General features: G+C 37.7%; 23 protein-coding genes and 3 tRNA genes. 7 read left to right on the top strand and 19 right to left on the bottom strand.

The genetic code is table 11. The features are described from left to right. Positions 1–10: 10 nt before the first annotated feature. Positions 11–685 (top strand): hypothetical protein, encoded by a 675-nt coding sequence (locus G0028_RS06905; protein ID WP_180044742.1) that lies wholly within the window; start codon positions 11–13, stop codon positions 683–685. Between the two features lie 60 nt (positions 686–745). Here the strand turns inward: G0028_RS06905 and G0028_RS06900 are convergent, their stop codons facing one another. Together G0028_RS06900 and G0028_RS06895 are read right to left on the bottom strand one after the other, a co-directional pair. Beyond that, positions 746–2,503, bottom strand: coding sequence for a GspE/PulE family protein (locus tag G0028_RS06900; protein WP_180044743.1), 1,758 nt, complete (start codon positions 2,501–2,503; stop codon positions 746–748). 162 nt (positions 2,504–2,665) lie between these two features. Further along, the gene (locus tag G0028_RS06895) at positions 2,666–2,848 is read right to left on the bottom strand and encodes a DUF4951 domain-containing protein (RefSeq protein ID WP_180044744.1); all 183 of its coding nucleotides are present in this window, start codon (positions 2,846–2,848) and stop codon (positions 2,666–2,668) included. A 403-nt stretch (positions 2,849–3,251) separates the two neighbouring features. Between G0028_RS06895 and gloB the strand changes: the two genes are divergently transcribed. Further along, on the top strand, positions 3,252–3,983 hold the full coding sequence (gene gloB / locus G0028_RS06890) for a hydroxyacylglutathione hydrolase (protein ID WP_180044745.1): 732 nt from the start codon (positions 3,252–3,254) through the stop codon (positions 3,981–3,983). Positions 3,984–4,496: 513 nt separating this feature from the next. Then, on the top strand, positions 4,497–4,700 hold the full coding sequence (locus G0028_RS06885; protein ID WP_065991968.1) for a hypothetical protein: 204 nt from the start codon (positions 4,497–4,499) through the stop codon (positions 4,698–4,700). Between the two features lie 121 nt (positions 4,701–4,821). Here G0028_RS06885 and G0028_RS06880 read toward each other — a convergent pair. From G0028_RS06880 to G0028_RS06860, 5 genes are all read right to left on the bottom strand, one after another. Then, positions 4,822–4,906 (bottom strand) — tRNA-Leu (locus G0028_RS06880). Positions 4,907–4,943: 37 nt separating this feature from the next. Beyond that, positions 4,944–5,017, bottom strand: a tRNA-Trp gene (locus tag G0028_RS06875). A 40-nt stretch (positions 5,018–5,057) separates the two neighbouring features. Continuing rightward, positions 5,058–5,142 (bottom strand) — tRNA-Leu (locus G0028_RS06870). A 108-nt stretch (positions 5,143–5,250) separates the two neighbouring features. Beyond that, positions 5,251–6,048 (bottom strand): protein kinase domain-containing protein, encoded by a 798-nt coding sequence (locus tag G0028_RS06865; RefSeq protein ID WP_180044746.1) that lies wholly within the window; start codon positions 6,046–6,048, stop codon positions 5,251–5,253. Further along, a complete protein-coding gene (locus tag G0028_RS06860) occupies positions 6,045–7,556 on the bottom strand; it encodes a DUF3336 domain-containing protein (RefSeq protein ID WP_130072730.1) in 1,512 nt (503 codons plus the stop codon). The genes G0028_RS06865 and G0028_RS06860 overlap by 4 nt, the downstream gene beginning before the upstream one ends. A 194-nt stretch (positions 7,557–7,750) precedes the next feature. On the opposite strand from G0028_RS06860, the gene G0028_RS06855 reads away from it, so the two are divergent. Next, positions 7,751–8,623, top strand: coding sequence for an ATP-binding protein (locus tag G0028_RS06855; RefSeq protein ID WP_130072731.1), 873 nt, complete (start codon positions 7,751–7,753; stop codon positions 8,621–8,623). Positions 8,624–8,681: 58 nt separating this feature from the next. Here G0028_RS06855 and chrA read toward each other — a convergent pair whose 3' ends face one another. Further along, a complete protein-coding gene (gene chrA / locus G0028_RS06850) occupies positions 8,682–9,893 on the bottom strand; it encodes a chromate efflux transporter (protein WP_180044747.1) in 1,212 nt (403 codons plus the stop codon). A 331-nt stretch (positions 9,894–10,224) separates the two neighbouring features. Between chrA and G0028_RS06845 the strand changes: the two genes are divergently transcribed. Further along, on the top strand, positions 10,225–10,569 hold the full coding sequence (locus tag G0028_RS06845; protein WP_218946233.1) for an immunity 51 family protein: 345 nt from the start codon (positions 10,225–10,227) through the stop codon (positions 10,567–10,569). A 97-nt stretch (positions 10,570–10,666) separates the two neighbouring features. Here the strand turns inward: G0028_RS06845 and tsaD are convergent, their stop codons facing one another. Continuing rightward, complete coding sequence (gene tsaD / locus G0028_RS06840; RefSeq protein ID WP_130073036.1) at positions 10,667–11,677, bottom strand: tRNA (adenosine(37)-N6)-threonylcarbamoyltransferase complex transferase subunit TsaD; 1,011 nt, start codon at positions 11,675–11,677, stop codon at positions 10,667–10,669. 145 nt (positions 11,678–11,822) lie between these two features. On the opposite strand from tsaD, the gene rpsU reads away from it, so the two are divergent. Both rpsU and G0028_RS06830 read left to right on the top strand, forming a co-directional pair. Beyond that, positions 11,823–12,038, top strand: coding sequence for a 30S ribosomal protein S21 (rpsU, locus tag G0028_RS06835; protein ID WP_001136722.1), 216 nt, complete (start codon positions 11,823–11,825; stop codon positions 12,036–12,038). Positions 12,039–12,076: 38 nt separating this feature from the next. After that, on the top strand, positions 12,077–12,523 hold the full coding sequence (locus G0028_RS06830) for a GatB/YqeY domain-containing protein (protein ID WP_065992076.1): 447 nt from the start codon (positions 12,077–12,079) through the stop codon (positions 12,521–12,523). Between the two features lie 265 nt (positions 12,524–12,788). On the opposite strand, the gene G0028_RS06825 is transcribed toward G0028_RS06830, so the two are convergent. The 10 genes from G0028_RS06825 to gspL all read right to left on the bottom strand — a co-directional run bounded on the left by G0028_RS06825 (position 12,789) and on the right by gspL (position 23,555). Then, positions 12,789–13,154, bottom strand: a complete 366-nt coding sequence (locus G0028_RS06825) for a hypothetical protein (RefSeq protein WP_130072734.1) — start codon at positions 13,152–13,154, stop codon at positions 12,789–12,791. A gap of 111 nt (positions 13,155–13,265) precedes the next feature. Then, positions 13,266–14,705 carry a M48 family metalloprotease gene (locus G0028_RS06820; protein WP_373687868.1) on the bottom strand — a complete coding sequence of 480 codons (1,440 nt, stop codon included), beginning with the start codon at positions 14,703–14,705 and terminating at the stop codon, positions 13,266–13,268. Positions 14,706–14,793: 88 nt separating this feature from the next. Next, positions 14,794–15,765: a 2-hydroxyacid dehydrogenase gene (locus G0028_RS06815; RefSeq protein ID WP_180044748.1), complete on the bottom strand. Its 972-nt coding sequence runs from the start codon at positions 15,763–15,765 to the stop codon at positions 14,794–14,796. A 40-nt stretch (positions 15,766–15,805) separates the two neighbouring features. After that, on the bottom strand, positions 15,806–16,558 hold the full coding sequence (locus G0028_RS06810) for a hypothetical protein (protein WP_227554785.1): 753 nt from the start codon (positions 16,556–16,558) through the stop codon (positions 15,806–15,808). Between the two features lie 96 nt (positions 16,559–16,654). Next, complete coding sequence (locus tag G0028_RS06805; protein WP_130073038.1) at positions 16,655–18,544, bottom strand: M48 family metalloprotease; 1,890 nt, start codon at positions 18,542–18,544, stop codon at positions 16,655–16,657. A gap of 133 nt (positions 18,545–18,677) precedes the next feature. Next, positions 18,678–20,222 carry an amidophosphoribosyltransferase gene (gene purF, locus G0028_RS06800; protein ID WP_130072737.1) on the bottom strand — a complete coding sequence of 515 codons (1,545 nt, stop codon included), beginning with the start codon at positions 20,220–20,222 and terminating at the stop codon, positions 18,678–18,680. Positions 20,223–20,246: 24 nt separating this feature from the next. Next, positions 20,247–20,837: a CvpA family protein gene (locus tag G0028_RS06795; RefSeq protein WP_130072738.1), complete on the bottom strand. Its 591-nt coding sequence runs from the start codon at positions 20,835–20,837 to the stop codon at positions 20,247–20,249. A 1-nt stretch (position 20,838) separates the two neighbouring features. Further along, positions 20,839–21,843 (bottom strand): quinone-dependent dihydroorotate dehydrogenase, encoded by a 1,005-nt coding sequence (locus G0028_RS06790; RefSeq protein WP_130072739.1) that lies wholly within the window; start codon positions 21,841–21,843, stop codon positions 20,839–20,841. A 90-nt stretch (positions 21,844–21,933) separates the two neighbouring features. Then, on the bottom strand, positions 21,934–22,413 hold the full coding sequence (gene gspM / locus G0028_RS06785) for a type II secretion system protein GspM (RefSeq protein WP_180044749.1): 480 nt from the start codon (positions 22,411–22,413) through the stop codon (positions 21,934–21,936). Then, positions 22,413–23,555 (bottom strand): type II secretion system protein GspL, encoded by a 1,143-nt coding sequence (gene gspL / locus G0028_RS06780; RefSeq protein ID WP_180044750.1) that lies wholly within the window; start codon positions 23,553–23,555, stop codon positions 22,413–22,415. Before gspL ends, gspM begins: the two co-directional genes overlap by 1 nt. Positions 23,556–23,575: the final 20 nt, after the last annotated feature.

Raw genomic sequence — 23,575 nt, 5'->3', positions numbered from 1 at the left:
TTGAGCATAAATGAAAATTTTAAATATTCGAACATCTTGTATTTCAACACTATTATTGCTTTGCTCAGCAACGATCTACGCTGAACATTTGGTGTATATTCCCCAAGATATGCGACAAAGTATTGATGCAAATGACACTGCGATCCATCTCAAATATGGTCCATTCAGTCAAAAAGAAAAATATGATGCGCTGGTCATCACCATCAATGCCAAAGATAGAAAGAAATTTAAAAGTGATTATCAAAACTTATATACCCTTCCTAGAAGTATTTATATCTTCAGTTGGCGTGACCAAAAATGGCAATTGTTAGGTAAAAATGATGTGATTTTAAAACCAGTATCAGAACGCGAAAACTATTCTCCTAATATCGATCAAGTTGAATTTATACGGGATGATGACCCTCAAATTCCACCTTATCTATATATTATTCGCGAAGGTGAAAATAGGAAATGGGCAGATTCACAAGCCTCTTTTAACTTAAAATTCGATCCTGAAAATCAAAAAGTTTATGTTACTGAAGAATCTTATTCTTATAAAAATCCTGAAAATGAATTCTTCCCATGTTCAATCACCCAAAAATATCCATTAGGTCAACAAGCTTTTAATACTTTTACCGATCATGAGGATGCACTTATTTCCGCACAACTCAAAACCAATACATGCGAGAATGTGATCATTGAGTAACACTTCAAGAGCATTCTGGAATGCTCTTTTTCATGTGTGATATAAGTCAAAAACTGATATTTAGTTTAGAGGCACAACCCTTAAAACTTCTTCCAAAGTGGTGATCCCTTCTAATACTTTACGTGCCCCTGCGATACGTAATGGATCAATCCCCTCCTGCTTAGCCTGAGCCCGTAACTCATCAAGTGTCGCATTGGCGGAAATTTTTTGCTTGGCTTCTAGACTAATCGGCATAAATTCATAAACTCCAACACGCCCTTGATAACCTGTATGACGACACTCCTCACAACCCACAGCTTTAAAAACAAAATCAGGCATGTGTAATGAATAACCAAATGTTAAATGTTTCCATTCTTGGTCATTAATAAAGGTTTCTTGTTTACAATGTGGACAAAGTTGACGTACTAAGCGCTGCGCCAAAACACCTAAAATCGTTGCTGCGGTTAAAAATGGTTGTACTCCCAAATCATGCAAACGAGTCAAACTTGAAGGTGCATCATTGGTATGCAAGGTTGACAACACCAAATGTCCCGTCAATGCTGCTTGAATTGCCATATTCGCAGTGTCTGAGTCGCGGATTTCCCCGACCATAATAATATCAGGGTCTTGGCGCATCAATGCACGAATACCATCTGCAAAACCCAGCTCAATCCCGTGATTTACCTGCATTTGGTTAAAACTCGGCTCTAACATTTCAATCGGGTCTTCAATAGTACAAACATTGACTTGCTCAGTGGCTAACTGCTTTAAAGAGGAATATAACGTGGTGGTTTTGCCTGAACCCGTTGGCCCTGTCACCAAAATAATCCCATGACTATGCTGAGTCATCGCTTGCCAAGCTTGTAGTAAATTTCCATCAAAACCAAGCTGCTTAAAGCTCCGCACCAACACTTCAGGATCGAAAATACGCATGACCAGCTTTTCTCCAAAAGCTGTCGGGAGTGTGGCTAGACGTAGCTCAGTTTCTTGCCCTTTTGGTGTACGAGTTTTTAAACGTCCATCTTGCGGTTTACGCTTTTCTGCAACATTCATTCGCCCTAAAATTTTAATTCGGGAAATCACGGCGGTTAATGTATTGGCAGGCATATTATAAATAGTATGCAATACACCATCGATACGAAAACGAATTTTCCCATTGTCTTTGCGTGGTTCTAAATGAATATCGCTGGCCCGTTGTTCAAACGCAAATTGTAAAACCCAATCCACCAATTTCACAATGTGTTGATCATTTGCATCAGGATTTTGTGTATCGCCTAACTGCAATAATGCTTCTACGCCTTTATTTTCTTTTTGGTGTGCACCTGATTTTTGTGATGAAATGACAGCTCGACTGACTTGGTAATATTCCACCAAATAACGTTGCAATTGTTCAGGATTTAACAATACTCTTTGAATTTTTTTGGGTTTTAAACTGCTTTCAAGGTTTTGCATCCAATCAAGAATAAAAGGCTGATCTGTGCCAATCAACACTTGATCAGGCTGAATTTCAACAGCCAAAATACGATTACGTAAAGCAAATTCTTGCGACATCACCGCAGTTAAATTCGCCACATCTGCTTTTAATGGGTCAATGATATAAAGCGGCAAATTGGTTTTATCTGCTAGCCATTGACACAACGTACTTAAGGTTAGACGTTTTTGAGGTTCGTTTTGATCTGTTAAATTAAAATTGGCAATCCATTGTAATGGATGCCATTTCAGTTGATCACGTTGCCGATGTGTGGTTTGCACCAACAGTTTTTCACGCTCTGTAATCCGTTGATCTTTTAATAATTGTTCTAAACACCAAGTGGTATCAATTTCAAAGTTAAATTGCATTATTATTTCCCCAATCGTGTTATCACTATAACAAATAATGCTTTGTCATGAGCCTTATCATGCGATATTTTTCGAGCAGATGTTTAATTTTTATAAAATCTGACGCAACATCTGCCTTAGAAATATTTTAAATGCCTTTAACTTTGACTGATCGGCTTAAACCTATACCATGTCACTCCATAGCAGCGCGATTTTCTGCATTAACTGCGCTCGATACGGTGCTGTTGGATTACAAGGATTACGCTTTACTTCATTTTCATAAAATGCTTGCCACGCTTGCACCATAGCTAAAGTCAAGCCTTTTTCCTTAAAACCTGCAATATCTGATTTTTGTACACGGTTCAAACGCTGTTTTACACCCTCTTCACTTGTCCCAACCGATTACACCTTGCTCAAATATCGGCAAATTCATATAGTTTGGCGCTTGCGGAATTGCATGATGTTGAATATTTCATACACCTGACATTACCTTTGTACAGTATTTTTCACTTGCGCTTGTTCCGTTGAACAAGCACTCAACATATATGCATTGAGTAAAATAATTGGAAATAGTTTCATTTTCAAAATCTCGTGATTAAAAATTTAAACGAATATCAATCAAGAATTAGCGCCGCATTTCTAAGAAAAACCAACTCATTCTTCTCACTCAAAATTTATTGAGATCTGTGATATCAGGCTACTGTGACTACCATTTATAAGTAAATTTACATACAATCAAATGAGAAGCAGTAAGGGAAGCCAACAAAAAATGTCATTTAAAATTCATGTGATTGATGTCAAAAACCAACTCCAAAATTATATTTGGTTACTTGAACACACCATAAGCCATGATGTGGTGGCAATCGACCCAACTGAAGCACATTTGGTTCAATCCTACTGTTTAGAAAATCAATTAAATTTAAGTCAAATTTGGCTCACCCACTGGCATAAAGACCATGTTGGTGGTGTTCCTGCCCTGATTGCTGAACAAAATCTCGCAGTGTATGGACCACGAGATGAGTTAAGCCATTTGCCTTTTATTAACCACCCTTTACAACATGAGGATCAATTTGAGTTTCATGGTTTAAATATTGAAATTATTGCCGTTCCAGGACATACCCTAGGACATATTGTGTATTTTATAGATGAATTAGACAGTGTTTTCTGTGGAGATACATTATTTGCAATGGGATGTGGACGCATGTTTGAAGGCACACCTGAGCAATTTTATCATTCCTTAAACCGCTTAGCCGCATTGCCACCACGAACACAAGTCTACTGCACACATGAATACACTTTGTCGAATGCAGAATTTGCCTTACATGTAGAACCTGATAATTTTGCACTACAACAACGTGCGGAAAAAGTTCGCCAATTACGCGCACAAGGTAAAATTACCCTGCCAAGTACTATTGAACTTGAACTAGAAACCAACCCTTTTCTACGTGTCGATAGCGTTGAAGAGTTTGCTAGAATTCGTGCGCTCAAAGATAACTTTTAAACGATCAATATCATGTAATTCAAATCAACATCTGTGCATTTACAAGGCGTTCATTACTAACTGTGTTGCTTTTACGCAGCGCAGTATGAAAATGACCGTAACGAGAACGACTTTGAAACAAACAGCAATCTGCTGCATACAGCTCATGACAGCGATAAAATAAACTTAAAATAATTTTGGTGGGAAAATATTGAACAATACTGCTGAATTTATAAGCATCTTGATATATTTTCTTACAGATTCATAAAAAATTTCATCTTAAAAGAGATATATCAAATTATTTTTAAATTGGCTTAAGCACCTTGATGATATTTTAATAAAATTGATATTTTTTATAAACTTACTATCAAAAAAGCAACTCAATCAATAAAAAAATGATCCCAATATTCGAAAAATTAAGTTCCCCAATTGATCAAAAATTGCTATAAAAAAATTATTTCATCATTTCTCCCCTTTAAAAATTTGAAAGTCATCCCTATTAATTTTACAGACAGGAATTAAGGAGAGCCTTCCATGAAAAAGGTAGTGAAAGCAAAGAATCTAATCGCATTTCGTATTTGGTTAGAAAAGCTTGGATATTCAGTGAAAAATTTAGCAGATGGCAAAGGCTTTACCTTCAGCTTTAAAAAAGAATATGGCTTAGTGACCTGTGACCTTGCTGGCAATAACTTAGCATTCCAACTGGGTGAAGAATTTGAAGATCATTTAAAAGCTTAAAATTTTAAATATTTTCTTGCTTCAATCAATATTAAAGGCATCTGTTTTGGATGCCTAAAAATTTTTATATTTTTAAAAAGGCATAAAAAAAGCAAGACCTACAAATCTTGCTTTTAAAATATGGTGGGGACGGAGAGACTCGAACTCTCACACCTTGCGGCGCTGGAACCTAAATCCAGTGCGTCTACCAATTTCGCCACGTCCCCGATTTTTTATCACTTTCGCGATTAAAATTAAATAAGTTGGCAGAGGATCAAGGACTCGAACCTTGACGAACGGTTTTGGAGACCGTCATGCTACCATTACACCAATCCTCTAGTGCATATTACTAAGTTTTCGGACCACCTAATAATTGCTTGGTGGGGACGGAGAGACTCGAACTCTCACACCTTGCGGCGCTGGAACCTAAATCCAGTGCGTCTACCAATTTCGCCACGTCCCCGATGGCTGTGTATATTATAGAGATCATTTGGGTCTGACAAGCCCTTTTTTATAAAAAAACACTTGTTTGTTTAAATATAAAACAAAACCACCTTTCTTCGTCTTTTCTTTAGCCAATTTTGCTTAATAGTTGTTTTATTTGATAAATATTTGTACAACGTTGTGAAATTTGTTTACGTAACATCAGACTCAAAACTTCTTCAAAGGCTTGAAATTGAGGTGTAAGCTGTATTTTTAAGTTTTGACAATGCAAAAAAGCCCAATCTTGATAACTTTTTGCTTGCAACTTTTCTTGTTTCAACCATTCTAACCAAATAATCCCTAAAGCATACAGATCGGATTGGAACGATTTCGGATTTGCATGGAATAACTCAGGTGCCATATAACGTGGTGTTGCAGTATTTGGCATATCTTTGACATCATCAAGATGAGCACTTTGTTCAAAATCAATTAAGCACAAACGTCCTGATTGTTGTCTAAAATGTTCAATTTTTAAATCACCATGAATAAAACCCAGTTCATGCAGATGTTCCAAGACCTCTAAACTTTGCCTTAAAATTTGAATTACTTGCGAAAATTGCAGTGATAATGCGTTTTCTGCAAAAAGTGCTGCTGCGTCTTGTAACTGTAAAGAATCACGCAATAAAAGTGGTGAAGAAACACTAGAGTCTATCGTACTGGTAATGGAAAAATCACATAAAAATGAATAATCAGGAGATTCCAAAGCATTTAAACGACTATACATCTTGAGTTCATGTAAAAAACTACGCTCATAGTCTGCATTCACATGGGCAAGCTGCTGCTTAATCCAGTACTTACCCGTTGTATTTTCTACACAATAAATTCTCCGCCCAAAACTTTGGCTTCGGGCAGAATTTATAGCGGTAGCCAATGGTTTGATGTTCATGCCTGCTCTTTCTGTCTAGCATTCACTTTATTTTTCAAACTAAAGTTTAAAACCTCTAAACAATGTTGAATGGTTTTACCTATACGTGCATGGGTTTCTATACTTGAAATTTTTGGCCAAGTTGCACGTTCACCCTCTCGCTGAAGTAATGCAAATAATTCAGGGCGTGGATTTTGTAACATGTACTGATAATGTTTCAGGCTATAATTTCCAATGATATTGACATCACCATAGTAGCGCTGATCAATAATACCGTAGCCATGTTCTAACAATCTGCGAACAGTTGGAATGCGCCCTACACGATCTCGGGTAAAGTCCATCACATCCATGGCAATAGTTTTACCGTGTTTGCGGACTATACGCTCAGGCCAACTCAGTAAATCTTTACGAAAGCGTTCAGTGTCTGTTTGCATAAATGGCACAATGTGCGGATTGACCTGACTGGCAATGGTATAATTAATATTATATAAGCGCGACATTTTTTCTTGTGGAAAATCACTGCGTACACTGCCATCCACCCAACGGGTACTGGCTAAATAGGGTGTATGGACCGAGTCATAACGCTTGCCTGTTAAACGTACAGGCGGGAATAAAATTGGAACTGCGCATGATGCCAAAACCGCACTCCACACCAATAAGTCAGGTGCAGTATATTTATTCATAATACGTGCATCTTCATGTGAAACATTATACGGCGCAACACTGATATTAATATCCAAGCCAGACTGTTGATAAGCCTCCTCAAAAGTCAAATCACCTAGATTTTCAACCAAAAATTTCTTTAAATAGCGAACATCAGCAAAACCACCATTACCTTTGATCAGCTCACGCAAGCTTCTAAAATGAAATGCCTCACTATAAAAGTGTTCACCTGACAAAATATCAAATATTTCACTTGGTTTTGAAATTCCCAACATCGCCGTCATGATCGCCCCTGCACTAGAACCTGACAGCACTTTGGGCAATAGATCTTGTTCAATCAGTGCTTTACATACACCCGTATGAAAAAGCCCCAGTGTTGCACCGCCCGAAAACATGATGGCAGGCTGCCCATAGACTTTTTCACAATTTTTAAAAAACTCAATTTTTTCCTGTACGCTCAAATCTTCACAAGCCACAGAAGCAATAAATGCCAAACTTTGACTGACTTCTTCGACATAATCTTCAATGAGTTTCTTCGTACCCACATAGGTTTCGGTAAATAATAAAGGATGAGCAATATTGGCAAGATCGTGACTTAAACCTTCACTTAATATGTAAATTAAGTCCGCAGTGCGCTTTTGATGGCGATAACGACGTAGAATATTTAATCTGTGGGCAATAATTTCAGAGTCAAAATAAGGTGAGCTATTGTCATATTTCCATTCTTGCGTACCACTTTCTTCATCCAATTTTAATGCTGTCGCCTTCCACTCTTCATAACTTTCAGCTTGTGCAAGTTGTCTTTTTAATTTTTTGATGCGATAGGCTTGATGTGGATTGAGATCATGTTTAAATTCTATGTTCATTTGTCGCATGGTCCTATAATTTAACTCTAAAAATAGAGTGTGTGTTCCATTCACTATGCTGAATATTTTTTGCAGAAGCAATTACTCAAAACGACTATTTTTTGACTAAGATGTTCATTTCCACAGTATTTCGTTTGTCTTCGGTGTATGCTCATAGCATATCTTAACAAACTGTAAAATATTAGCGAACTGTTATGGCCACTCTTGATTTACCTGATCATTTAATCCAATCCTTATCTATCGTGCTTGAACAACTAAAAAACGTACTGCCTGAACCCAAGCAAGATCCTGATTTTTCTGCGCCTGCCTTTCGTTGGCAAGACAAGCAGCTCAAACCCATTTATCAACCTAAAGCGATTTTATTAGCAGACCTTAAAGGCATCGAACGTCAACGTGATAAAATTTTGCAAAATACTGAACAATTTTTAAATGGTTTACCTGCCAATGATATTTTGCTAACAGGTTCACGGGGTACAGGTAAATCTTCGATTGTGCGTGCATTATTGCCCCGATACCAAGCTCAAGGATTACGTTTGATTGAAATTGAACGTGATGACCTATCTGACCTTCCTGAAATCCAAAAAATGATCCAAGCACGTCCTGAAAAATTTATCGTGTATTGTGATGACTTGGCATTTAATGCTGAAGATGAAAACTATCGTAGTTTAAAGAGTGTTTTAGATGGCTCATTACAGTCAGGTTCAAACAATTTCATCATTTATGCCACCAGTAACCGCCGTCATTTACTGCCTGAATTTATGCATGAAAATACCCCTGTTATGCGTGCAGATGTGCCTCAACATAACGAATTGCATCCCCAAGAAGCCATTGAAGAAAAAATTTCACTGTCAGATCGCTTTGGGCTTTGGTTGTCTTTTTATCCGATGGATCAAAATCTTTACCTAGAAATCGTTGCGCATTATTTAGCCAAAGAAAATATGCCTTTTGATGATGAAACACGTGCCGAAGCCCTACGTTGGTGTCAAGCACGTGGGCAACGTTCTGGCCGTGCAGCCTATCAATTTTCAAAACATTGGATTGGCGCTCAACAATTAAAAGCCTTATGATATAAATATAACTAGAATGTAAATCAATAGACAATATGCTGGATCATATTGTCTATTTTTATGAAATCACCACACTATTTAAATAAAAATAATAAGTGCTAAAACTTCCTATAAGTGTAAGCCAAATCGGTAATTTACTTTTTAATAATGCAATGAGTGTGATCACAAAGAGTAGATCTACCCATTGCACAATGTATTTCTCAGTCATTTGTACAATCAAACACAATAACAACCCGACGACAGCAGCATGAATCCCCTGAATTGCTTTATAAATTGTTTGTTGTTGCATGAACCAAGACCAATACGGCAAAGTAGCAAAAATCAATAAAAATGATGGGATATAAATCATGAGTGTCGCTAGACTTGCATTCACAACAACAGATGATGTAAATGGCAACAAAGCCCCCAAATAACTGGCAAAACTAAATAATGGACCTGGCATTAGCTGTACAATCGCATAACCCAAATCAAAACTTTCATTGGCGACTAAATCCGTTGCAACAAAATCTTGATGTAGCATCGGTAAAATAATATGCCCACCTCCAAAAACCAAAGAAGCAGAGCGATAAAAACCCTCAAAAGCTTGCAGAAACAATGATGGACTCAAATGATTTAAAATTGGAAATAATAAAAATGGCACAATGAATACAATCAACCACATATAAGCTTTGGTAGCTTTAAACGAAATGCTATTGTTTTCAACATCATGCTGTGGATCTTTTGCTTTTGCTAAAAATAATCCAACAATTGCAGCGATTAAAATTACAATGATTTGATTTGCTGATACAGGCACAACATAAATAAAAATCATAGCAAATAGCATCAGCAAATATTGCCAAAAATACTGACAAAGACTACGTAACATTTGCCAAAATGCGAATATCACCACAGCCAACACAATCAATTGAATGACATGAAAAAAATGTTGATTTAGACTGTTAAAAAAATACTGTCCCAATACTGCAGCACAAGTCATCAAAATCGCCGAAGGCAAAGTAAATCCCAACCAAGCACAAAACGCACCGCTATAGCCATTTTTGAAATAACCAATGGCAATCCCTACTTGACTACTGGTAGGCCCAGGAATAATTTGTGCCAAAGCAAGTACTTTAAAATATTCTTGTTCATCTAACCACGATGATCTCTTAATCAAAAAATTATGAAATAAAACAATATGTGCCGCTGGTCCACCAAAGGCAATACAACCCAGCTTTAGAAAAGTGATAAAAATATAAAAATTTGAAAACTTCTTTTGAGTTAAAGCAATCATAAAAACATTCAAATAATAAACAATTAAAAAAAATTTAAGTATCGTATTGAGCGCAAAATACCTGATCTTTAGTTGCACATTCTCCAATGCTAATCTTCTTCAGTGACAAAGCTATGACATGCTCTTGATCAGCAAAAGTCATTTTTAATCTATAACACAGCAAGACTTTCACTTTAATGTCATGCTTACACCTCATCTAACTATAGCTTTTTGATGCCTGATTTTTATATAAACAAACACAATTACATTTCATAATTTCAACAATTTAACCGCTCAATCTATTTTAAAATGATACTACTTCTATTTTAATAAAGCGTTATAAAAATGAGCATTGATAATTTTAAACAAACCATCCAACCCTTCTTTTTGGGTAGCGCATGAAAACAGCTATTCAGTATGCCTCACCGAGTTAAATTTTAAATCAGAAATTATTGCAAGTCGTGCTGATGAAGGCTTTGAAGGAAATGGCTATGATTGGGCAGCATTGGCAAGCACTTATGTCGACAAACAACTGCCTGAATTGGTGGACACGATCAAGTTTGACCCTGAAGCGGATATGTTTTGTGCTTATTCAAAAGATGCCGAAGCTCTAAGGAAATTTATTGTGTTATTTAGACATGCTTTGGACAAAACCGAGTTTATGATTGAAATATTTTCTTATGCAGAGTTAGATTAGCCACTACTTTAAAATACATTATTTTTCTGGTGTGCTTCATAAAGAAAGGGGCTTTTCGCCCCTTTCTTCATTTAACATTTTTTTAATTTTAAAAAAATTATTCAGGTTTCGTTAACTCTGTCATTGGCCAACGTGGTGTCGTCGTTACAGACAAACCATCCTGCTGCCCTGCTTTAAGACGCTGATAACCCGCAAAAGCAATCATGGCGCCATTGTCGGTACATAAAGCAGGTTCAGCATAGTAAACCGTCGCTTTAATTTTCGCTAAATCGGCTTCTAAACGCTCACGCAAACGCTTATTTGCACTGACACCCCCTGCAATCACCAAACGTTTCATTCCTGTTTGCTTCAGTGCTTTGACTGATTTTTTAACCAATGTATCTACAAGCGCTTCTTGGAATGATGCGGCAATATCAGCATCCCGATTTTCACCGTCTAGTTTTTTCAGTTGCACTGAAACCGCAGTTTTTAATCCACTAAAAGAAAATTCTAAACCTTGATGCAACATTGGACGCGGAAATTCAAAGGCATTTTTATCGCCCTGTTCTGCTAAACGTGAAATATTTGGCCCACCTGGATACGGCAATTTCAACATTTTCGCGACTTTATCAAAGGCTTCACCCGCGGCATCGTCGATCGATTCGCCTAAAATTTCATATTCACCAATCCCATGAGCAGCCATTAATTGCGTATGCCCACCTGAGACCAATAAAGCGACAAACGGAAATTCTGGTGGTGTAGCCGATAAAAGTGGTGCAAGCATATGACCTTCCATATGGTGCACACCAATCGCAGGCTTATTTAATGCAAATGCCAAAGTTCGACCAAACAATGCGCCTGTCATCAGTGCCCCCATCAAACCAGGTCCACGTGTATAGGCAACCGCATCAATCTCAGATTTTTTTATCTGACTGTCTGCAAGCAATTGATTAATCAAAGGAATAAGTTTACGCACATGGTCACGTGAGGCAAGCTCAGGGACGACCCCACCATATTCAGCATGTAATTTGATCTGACTATATAACACCTGTCCTCTTAAGCCGACTTCACTGTCGTACAGCGCCAAACCTGTTTCATCACATGAAGTTTCTAAGCCCAGAACGATCATTAAACTACCTTTTACCCGTATCAAAATATTGCCAAAGCTATTATAGACTTGTGATATGAGATGTAAATGAGTAAAATACTGTCCTTCACTTGTGATCAAGGGTAATTCCACCCTGATCTTATCCATAACTTAATGAGGATTCTTCATGCCACAAGTTAAATTGAAAGAAGGCGAACCAGTAGACGTAGCGATCCGTCGTTTCAAACGTTCATGCGAAAAAGCAGGTGTTCTTGCTGACGTTCGTAAACGTGAATTCTACGAAAAACCTACTCAAGAACGTAAACGTAAAAAAGCTGCTGCTGTTAAACGCTACCAAAAGAAATTGGCGCGTGAATCAGTACGTACGACTCGCCTTTACTAAGATTTATTTGTGAATGATTGACTGACTGGACAACTTAAATGACTACTTTAAAAAACCAAATCACTGACGTTTTAAAAGCCGCTATGCGTGCTAAAGAAATGGATAAGTTAACGGTAATACGTGGTCTACAGGCAGCAATCAAGCAAATCGAAGTCGATGAGCGCATTGAGCTTGATGATACTCAGGTTCTTGCGGTCATTGAAAAGCAAATCAAACAACGCAAAGAGTCGGTTAAAGCCTTTTTAGGTGCTAATCGCGAAGATTTAGCTAGTAAAGAACAAGCCGAAATCGAGGTTTTATCTCAATTTCTACCTGAAGCTATGTCAGAGGACGAGCTTGATTCTCTCATTGCGCAAACGATTGAAGCGCAAGGTGCTACTAGCATGAAAGATATGGGTAAGGTGATGAATTCTCTACGTCCGATCATAGCCGGACGTGCCGATCCTGCACAAGTTTCGAGCAAAATTAAAGCAAAACTTGCTTAATTTCCCAGTCTAAAATCTATCTATTGTTTGGTTTGGTCTATTCATACAGCAATAAAATTATTTTGCAATGAAATAATCACTGTTGAATAGCCCAAATGAATTCTCTATATTCTTCTCATCTTATCTAAACAAACACTTCCGATTTTCAAGCTAACTTTTTACGGCACATCTATTTTAAATACATATACTTTTAATATGCACAGCTTCAATATTTAAAATCTAACATTTAAAAGCAGTAAATATTTAATTTCGACATGCATTTCATTTAACTATGATTCAAATCACACTGAATATTATATTTTTTAAGGATTTGCATCTCAGGTGAACTATTGACCTTATTAATTACATCTTGTTTCGTGATTGACATATAAGATGGCGGTAAACTACTGCGATTTTCATCTGTCACTTTATACATATCATCCACGTAAGTTTTTACGATGGCACAATATTGTGTTTTTTGTTGTGCATCAAACTGTGTGATTTGAGGGTTGAGACTGCGTAAAAAGTTTTTCATTTGCATATTGTATTGCGTTGAAATTTTTTCAACTTGTCTTGCATAACGTTCCACCGAGTCCGCCACTGCATGTTGTGCACACCCCACGAAAAGTAAAACTGCCATTATTTTTTTCATAAATTTACTTAAAAATTAAAAGAGTTGATTTTAGAATAAGATTAACTTTTTCCATAGAAAATAGATATTTATATTTGTTACAAAGTGAACATTCAAACATTTTTTGTGCAATTAAATCTTTAATTTACGTTCATCTTGCATCACTTTTAAGCGTGTATCAATGCGTGCGGTCATTGCATTATTCCCTTTTGCCAAACGTTGTGCATGCAATAAAGATTTAATCGCATTTTCCTCGTCACCCCCCCAATACTGTACTTCTGCACGGTAATACAATACATTCACTGTACGTAACGGATTATTTTTATCTAAATTTGCAGCTTGTTGTAATAATTGCCAACCTTGTATATCGGTTTTATTTTTGCTGACAAAACGATTCACCAATTTTTCAGCATCTTGCCCTTTATTCTGTCGAATATACACCTCAGCAAGCTTATAATTTAAAGCACGGTTTTCAGGCATGATACGTTGTTTGTTAATAATCGCTTGATAAGCATCTTCAATTTTATTTTGCCCTAAATAAACATCAGTTTGAATAATATGCAACAAAGTATGATCAGGATTTATTTTCTTTGCTGTATTTAAATAGCCCTGTGCTTTGGCATAATCACCTTGCTGTGCATTAAACTCACTTGCAGCTAAAAGTCCAGCAAAACTATTTTGTTGAATTAAACCCTCTAATTGTTGTTGTGACGTCTGTCCCGAAACTGCCGCTGTATACCACTTAATCAGCTCAAACTCTTGTTGATTATTATTTATTTGCACTCGTGGAAATTGGTTGGCACGTAAACGAGCCTCACTCATTCGCTCACTCGTTAAGGGATGAGTCAACCAAAAATCAGGTAAAAAACTTAAACGACTAGTGGTACGGTGCATAGTTTCAAAAAAATCAGCCATGCTTTGTGGATTATAGCCCGCACCATACATCAATTGCATACCAATACGATCAGCTTCACGCTCTTGATTACGACTATAAATGAGCTGTTGATCCATCAATGCGGCTTGAGAGCCCAGCATAACTGCACTCCCCACATCGCCATCTGCCTTAGATGCTAAAGCAGCCCCCACAATAATGCCAGCAAGTGCCAATAAGCCCTGTCCCTTAAATGCTTCTTGCGAACGGCTATAATGACGCTGTGTCACATGGGCAATTTCATGTGCCATCACCCCTACCACTTCATCCATATTCTTTGAAGAAGTGACCATTCCCGTATTTAAAGCAAATAATCCACCAGGTACAGCAAAGGCATTAATTTGCGGATCCTTCACAATCACTAAACCAATCGGAGAGCCCATTTGGGTTTGACTTAAAATACGGGAAAAGACCAGCATAAATTGGTCTTCTAACCAAGGATTTTGCACAATGGGCAGTTGGTGCTGTACCTCTCGATACACTTTTTCACCAATTATTTTTTCTTTTTGTTGATCAATTAAGCCGATACCACTACCAATCTCAGGAATTTCCACTTGTGGTGTATGCATTGGGTAAAAGTCTTGTATTGCATGCACAATACAGCTCAAACTTAAACCCAATGTCAGCAAAATCTTTTTCAATGCCATACTCTAACAGATATTTCCTACCACTATAGCATTGGAATTAGCACAAATTCGAGGCAAAATGTAGCAGTTTTTTAACGACATTTTAGCTAGAAAAATTTTCATTGACCAAATAACGGGGTACACGATCTTCAAGTGCATCAACAAGATTTTGATAAGCCAACTTCACCATTTTTTGTCGTGTTTCAGCCGTTGCTGACCCAATATGAGGCAACGTCACCACATTTTCTAAGTCAAATAATGGTGACTGTTGTAATGGTTCTTTTTGATAGACATCCAAACCTGCTGCAAAAATTTTATGTTGTTGCAAGGCATCAATTAAAGCCTGTTCATCTACCACCGAGCCGCGAGAGATATTCACAAAGACCGCATGTTTTTGCATCAAATCAAATGCTTCCGCATTAATCAATGCTTTAGATTCTGCATTTAAGTCTACAGCAACCACGACAAAATCAGACTGTTGTAATAAATCTTTTAGACTACGGTATTGTGCATTGAGTGGTTGTGCCAATTCTAATTTTTCACGCCGATTATGATACAAAATATTCATATTAAAACCATGAAAACCCCGCCGTGCAATGGCTTCACCAATATGACCTAAACCAACAATTCCAAGTGTTTTACCAAAAATTTCTTGCCCAAACTGCGCCCCACTAACTGTACGCTTCCACTCACCTTGCTTCGTCCACTGATCCAAACTTGGGACTTTTCGTGCAGCACTCATCAGCAACGTAAATGCTAAATCTGCTGTAGTTTCAGTCAGTACATGTGGTGTATTACTCAGCCAAATTTTCTTTTGATTTAAATAAGCCACATCATAATTATCATAGCCGACACTCACCGATGAAATAATTTTTAATTTTTGTGCAGGTGCTAAATTAGTTTCATTTAACAAACGCCCTGCACCAATCATTGCATCGGCATCCACAACATGTTGACGAATTTGCTCATTCACATCACCCATCTTAGGATTAATCACAACCACGTGATACTGTGCTTGCAATGTTGCTAAAACATCAGCATCAATTTGGCTAAATACGATCACTTTTTTCTGCATCACCTATCCCTGTTGTGCTTTCTTTTCTTAAATGTTTAATCTACTGCGATTGTTGCATAAATTGCCATAAACGACGTTTTAATTTTGGTTGTTGCAACATCTCTTGCAAACTTGCCAACTGAATAATATCCGCATTATGTAAATGTGGAATCTCACCTAAACTCAGGACAACTTTATCTTGTCTGAGCGCATCCAAAAAGCCTTGAATATACATCGAAACACCACGACCATCTTGAAATTGCAAGATTGGAAATGGCCACTTCAACTCAAAATACTCACCGAGTAATACATTCTGAATATTCAACCAAAGTTTTTGTTGCGCTGCATTCATCTGAGTTGCATCGATGATCATCACACAACTTTTCAAGCAAAAAGCCTGCAACTCAAATGCTGCGATTGTTTGCGCTTCAACTATTTCATTAACAATATTTTTTTGTGCTGTTTCAACAACTGTAACCGTTTGATCTGTTGTTAAAGATGCATCTTGAATCGAATCTACTCGAGCAGATTGCGCTTGAGTAGCGAATTGCTGAAGATCTAAGACAGGATTTAACGGTGCTTTTGGTGTTTCAGATGTGGCACGATCAACATTAAATTGGAGATTTGAAGTGATCTCTTGCGCCGCAACATCACGGTATAATTGGTTTTGTACGTGACGTACAGACACATCTTTCTTGGGAATCCAAAGATCAATCCCCATTGCAGCCAAAATACTTCGCTGGTGTTCCTGTACGTTCACATTCATCACATTATTCAACTTTCTATTCGATGCATATTCTACCGAGCTTTGCATATTTTTGCTGTGTTTTATATTTGCCTGCACATTTAAACAGCAATACTTTTAAGCCTTCATATTGTCACTACAGATCAAATTTTAAAATCAGAAAATTTAGATAATCATCACACTATTTTTCTTTTGCATCTGATCCACAATTTCTTCAGTTTCAAAACCTAAACGCCAATACAAGAGTTCTAAAACATCCAATTCATCTTGGGTAATAATGCGATCATTCCACAAACACACTTCTGCAACACCCAAAATACTCAACCGATCTCGCAATAACAATCCCGCAATATCATTTAGAATTTCACTGAGATCAATGGGTTCATCTGAAATTTCACGGAATAATTCAAGTTCTTCTTTACTCAAAACACGCTGTAAAATGTGATAGCGCGCTTCCAGTTGATTTTCACTATTAATCTGCTGTACATGGAGTAAAGCATCAATCAAACGTACAATCTGCGGTTTAACAATCTCTAAAGAGGAAGGTGTATGAATGGGTAAGAGATGCAGTTCTGCTTTAACTCGCTCAATCAGCAAAGCATCCAGTAAACCAATCTCCCCATCTTCTTGAATAATTTTAGCCAGTTTAGTCACAAATTGACGTGCGCTCGTTGCAGGCATATTGCCCAAATTGGCACATGCATCATGAAAAATTTGAATATGCACCCGTCCATCCAAATGTAACAGGGCATCTACAATTGCACGACTCACCTCCGCATTAGATGGAATAAATTCTCGATATTGTCGAATCATCAAAATGGCCACCATCACTTCACGTGAACCTGTGGGGGTTTGCATCGCCCGTTGCAACAAATCAGGGCGTTGCATTTGTCGTCGAACTTCAGAATTTAATGGTTTAATCGCATCGTTCAATGCAAAACTAATCGGAGATAAACGAATTAAAGGCAAAGGCTGTGGCGAAATCCACGGTGTATAAATTTCTGTATTTAATTCTTCTAAAGGACGCATCAACACAAATAAAGGCTGACTACGTAATTTTTTCAAATTTTCAATTTGTAAATCTTGTAATAATGTGGGATTCAACTCATAAATGCGATCTTCAATACTAGGGTGAATATTCAACCAACTTTGTGGACTGAGTGAGTTTGCAAAACACATGTGCGCAATTGATTCTGAATATTCACTATGAATCTGTGACCCTGCATGATGCACATAGATTCGCAACAATGTTTGTATATTGGCATTATTTAACATCAAGCGTTTGGTTTTATAATCGTTATAAAACGTTCGCCCACCCAAAGTAAAATATTTAATCAAACGAGAAATCAAAATCCCCATACTACCAATGAGCCAAATCACCCCCCCAATTGCAACAAAACTTGTTTCAAACTTGTGGCGGCGACCTTTCTCATAGACAGCAAAACCTTGTTTGGCAATTTTACTGCCAATCTGACTAAAAGACGTTAAGCCACTATACAAAATTTTCAGACGAGTATTTTCTTTAGCTTCACCTGATAAAATTTGGTTGAACTCATGCCCCAATAAACCATAAAGCTCTAATTCATCAAGGTTTTGTAACGCTCCCCAAGTTAAAATAATTACAGTATCTCGTGGATGAAATCCCGCTGTTAAAGCATTTACACCAATTTCATCAGGCAAAACATATACAGTTGGACTATCAATATCAAAATTTTGTGCTAATTTTTCCGTAATTTTTAAGGCAATATTTTCTTCTGGCGTACTTTCTATTAAATTTAAGCGTCGTGCTTTAAGCTGTTTCGCTAATGAATGCCCACCTGCACGAAAAATATAAAACTCATAAACGATTGAGCCTAAAATCACGATCAGCAACAAACTCACGCAAAATGGACTAAGAACGTGCCAAAAAATTGATTCCGAAGGATGTACATAATGAACCAACAACCCTAAAACAGTATTTAAAATAAAAATAGTAATGAGCACTGCAACAGAACAAATACTTGCAGACCAAAGTATATTCTTGTTTTTTATTAAATAATGACTGACATCTTTCAATGTAAGCATCCTCATTACATTGTTAGGATATTGAAATAAAAAATCATATCATCAGATTTTTTGATGAAAAATATCATAGCGCAAAAAAGCGGGAATGCCCCGCTTTTTTAACAGTTTAATTCTACTTTAAGAATTAAGAACTTTCTTTAATACCACTGAGATCGACTGATGCTGCATCAATATTGACATCAATATAACCATCTTTTTGCTTTTTCGCTAAGTCGTTACGACTCATCGCCAAATCATCTAAATATGCGGTATCAATATCACCTGTGACATAAACTCCATCAAATACAGAACAATCAAAGTCTTGTACTTCAGGCACTTTGCTGGTTTTTACCGCAGTTTTTAAATCGTCCAAATCTTGGAAAATTAAGCGATCTGCACCAATAATCTCTTGAATTTCTTCAACACTACGATTCGATGCGATCAACTCCGACTTCACAGGCATATCAATACCGTACACATTTGGATATTTCACCATCGGCGCAGCAGAAGCAAAATACACTTTCTTCGCACCAGCATCACGTGCCATTTGAATGATTTCATTACACGTTGTACCACGAACGATTGAGTCATCGACCAAGAGTACATTTTTACCTTTAAACTCAAGCTCTACAGGGTTGAGTTTTTGACGTACAGACTTTTTACGTTGTTGCTGTCCTGGCATGATAAAGGTACGACCGATATAACGGTTTTTCATAAACCCTTCACGGAATTTCACACCTAAAGCATTTGCCAACTCTAATGCAGAAGTACGGCTTGTATCTGGAATCGGAATAACAACATCAATATCGTGTTGCTCACCCCAGTCACGTAAAATTTTCTGCGCTAAAGTCTCACCCATTTTCAAACGTGCTTTATACACTGAAATACCATCAATGATGGCGTCTGGACGTGCAAAATAAACATATTCAAAAATACATGGGCGATAACGTGAATTGTCTGCACACTGTTGGGTAAATAGTTGACCCTGTGCGTCAATAAACACCGCCTCACCTGGGGCAATATCACGCTCTACTTTAAAACCAAGTGCAGTAATTGCCACTGATTCAGACGCAATGATATATTCTTTTTCACCCGTCTCAAGCTCACGTGAACCATAAATCAATGGACGAATCCCATTCGGATCACGAAAACCCACGATCCCATGCCCAGTAATCATGGCAACCACACCATAAGCACCCTTACAGCGCTCATGCACACGTTTTACCGTGTGGAAAATATCTTCAGGTTTTGGCTCTAAAGTACCGCATTTTTGCAACTCATGCGCAAACACGTTAAGTAAAACTTCTGAATCAGAATCTGTATTCATATGACGCAAGTCAGTTTTGAATAAATCATCATGAATATCAGCTGCATTGGTCAAATTACCATTATGTGCAAGCGTAATTCCATACGGCGAGTTCACATAAAATGGCTGTGCTTCAGCACTACTTGATGAACCTGCCGTTGGATAACGTACATGCCCAATTCCATAGTTACCTAATAATGCACGCATATGACGAGTATGGAATACATCGCGCACCATACCATTGTCTTTTCTGAGAAATAATCGACCGTTATGACAAGTTACAATCCCAGCTGCATCCTGTCCTCGATGTTGTAACATCGTTAACGCATCAAATAACATTTGGTTAACAGGTGACTTACCGGCTATACCAACGACTCCACACATAGCTACCTCGCAGACCAGCTAGGATTAATAAAATGGGTTCTTAGTTGAGTGTATTGAGCGATCTTCTGACGAGGAAGACTGACTCGAAGACTCCGTTTTTGAAGCATCCTTAGGATAATCTTCAGAATGAATATGATTCAACGCTTCATTTGCCGCATCTTTAGACAGAGCTGTTGCTAAAGGCGCATAAGGCAAAAGTGTTTGAATAACTTTAGACTGTTTCCATACAGGTGAACTTTCCACCCAAGGTCCTAAACCTTGCATTGTTATGAGGACGATGAACAAACCTTTCAAGGTACCTAATGTGCCACCCGCTAAACGATTGAGTGGTCCAAGCTTAAACGTCTTTAAAATTTTATTCAGTAATGCAGTTACGATCCATGTCAATACCACAATAATTAAGACAATAAATGCAAATGCAGCAATTTTTTGTACTACAGGATCTTGACTGAGTACGCTCATGGTGGGCGCGAAAATAGCTGAATATTTTGCTGCAACAATGAGTGCAAAAACCCAACCCACTAAGTTCGCAAAGGCATTAACAAATCCTTTTCGCAAACCGTTTAGCCCTCCAATGAGCAAGAGTATAAGTACAATAATATCTACGGTGTTCATTTTAGGTCATAGCATCAACGCAATCTTTAATTAAAACCGGACCTGTATAAATCATACCACTGTAAATTTGTACTAGACTTGCACCTGCTTGTTGTTTAGCAACCGCTTGTTCACCTGATAAAATCCCACCCACACCAATAAGCGGAATCTGATCTTTTAAGATCTTTGCAAATGCTGCCAAACATGCTGTACTTTTTTCAAAAACTGGTGCACCTGACAAACCACCTGCTTCATCACCAAAAGGTAAACCTTCAACTCCTTCACGTGACAAAGTGGTATTGGTAACAATTAAACCGTCTATTTTAAATTCTAATAACTGTGAAGCAATAAACTGAATATCACTTTGTTCTAAATCTGGTGCAACTTTTAAGACCAAAGGGACATAATGCTGATGTTCTTGAGCAAGTTCAAGTTGACGCTTTTTCAACGTTTCAAGTAATTCAGTCAGTGCATGACCACTTTGTAATGAGCGTAAATTTTTGGTATTTGGTGATGAGATATTGACCGTAATATATGATGCATACGCATATACTTTTTCAAGGCAAATCAGGTAATCTGAGACAGCGTCTTCAACTGGTGTTGTGGCATTTTTACCGATATTGATGCCTAAAACGCCCTTAAATTTTGCAGCTTTTACATTTTCGACTAATTGATCGACACCATCATTATTAAACCCCATACGGTTTATAATGGCTTTGGCTTCTGGAATACGAAATAAGCGCGGTTGCGGATTACCTGCTTGTGGTTTTGGTGTGATTGTACCGATTTCGATAAAACCAAAACCTAACGCTGCTAAAGCATCAATATATGCACCATTTTTATCCAAGCCTGCTGCAAGACCGACTGGATTTGGAAACTCAATGCCCATACAAGTGACAGGTTTAGGCGCAATTTTCTGACGCATTGCACCGACTTTATGCGCTGATTTTAACAACGATAATGTCAGTTCATGTGCACGCTCCGGTGCTAAAGAAAACAACAATGGGCGAGCAAGTGAATACATCATAGCTACAAAAGTCTACTGCTTTTTAAGTTGCCGTATTATAGGCACAGTATAGAAAAAAGGCTATGCTTCTCACTGCTTTATTTTCACTGCTTAATGCACTGTCGCTGTTAATTTAATCTGTCCATCCGCTTTCGCTAATTCCATTTTTTCAATACTGACACCCATTTGCGCAATTTGTGTCAAAAAATTTGCCAAGATGGCATAATTTTCATGTTGCCCAACAATTTGAAACTGCTCTCCGACTTGCTGACTCGCAATCGAAAGACCTTGTTGTTGAGCCACACGCTGGATTTTATCAGGTACAGTCAGTGACAAATCATCTGCGGGTTTCATCGTAACCACATTACTTTGCATCCAAACCACGAGGTCTTTAAGCTCATTTAAACGCTTTTGTTGATTTTCTGCTGCCCGATGCGTATACCACAATGCTGAACCAATGATTGCGACGGTCACAAAAATCGTGGTGAAAATCACCATTACACGCTCACGCACTGTCATTTTATCAAGCTGATCTGAGATTTGATCTGCTAAAGCATCAAACTTATTTTGGATATTTTCAAGTGCTTTCATTATTGTATTTTCACCAAGCCAACCACTGAATCACCTTGCGTTTGTATCGCACCAAGTTCTGCTTTAAAACCTTGTTGATTCAACTGCTGCACCAAAGTCTGTAATGTATCCGAACTATTCGCAACCAAATCCATATTTAAAATCGCAGTATCATAATTGACTTTATTCGCCACAATTTGGTGCTGCATCAAAATCGCTCCAACACGGCTCAGTAACTGTAAAGCCTGAGTATTCGCACTTTGACTTAAACGCAAATTACTTTCAAACTGACTTTTAATATTTTGCTCAGTCACCCGACTATTTGCACCAAACCAAGATTTATACTGATCTATAGCAATCACTGCTGTCTGATCTGCGACCTTTTTCAGCTTTACCCAGCGCAACGCATCAAAACTCAATTGCACAGCAATCAAAGCCACACATAGCAGTGCACATGCCTTCCAATAACCTGACACAGCACCATTTGACTCTTTGGCTTTTGGCAAAACATTAAAGGGATGATTTTTCGCTTTTTTCGGTACAAAAAATTGATAATTAAACGGCTCTAAGCAATCCGAAGTGGTCATTGCAGACACACTTTCTAACTGTTCTGCTGTGAGTTGCGCATACTTATAATGACGCTCTTTTGCTGCATATTCTAAATACACACCTAAATCATCTATAGAATTACCCGCCCATTCATTTTCACGCACCAATAAACGACCATTTAAATGAGCAAGCACAGTTTGATGCTCAGTTGGTACAGGTAAAATCAAGAAGTCCGGTAATAATGAAACAATTTTTACAGGCAATAATGACAATGAATGCTGCATCGTAGTGACAGCGTGCTGATTGATCCCCAAGATAGTCACTTGATTCGGTGCTTGAAAATGTGAAAACACCTTCATCTGATCAATTGGAACAATGACATATTCTTCTAGTAAATATTTTAAGCCATCTTGACCTAATTTTTTATACTGCTCTTTGCTTAATTCTTGTTGAAGAATTTGCACTTCACGACTTGGAAAATAAACAACTGCTTCTTGTGCTTGATGTTCTTTCAACACTTGAATCACTTGCTCAAGCGTTGCAGCCGTTTTCCATTCTTCACCACGAGACCATTGCCAAACTCCATCGGCTTCTGGCATCCATAAATACAACATTGCTTGTGTTCTGCCGTGTA

Source organism: Acinetobacter piscicola, from assembly GCF_015218165.1.
In the GTDB taxonomy this organism is placed as follows: Bacteria; Pseudomonadota; Gammaproteobacteria; order Pseudomonadales; family Moraxellaceae; genus Acinetobacter; species Acinetobacter piscicola_A.
The sequence above is the reverse complement of the archived record's forward strand: the minus strand, read 5'-3'. Positions and strand labels throughout refer to the sequence as shown.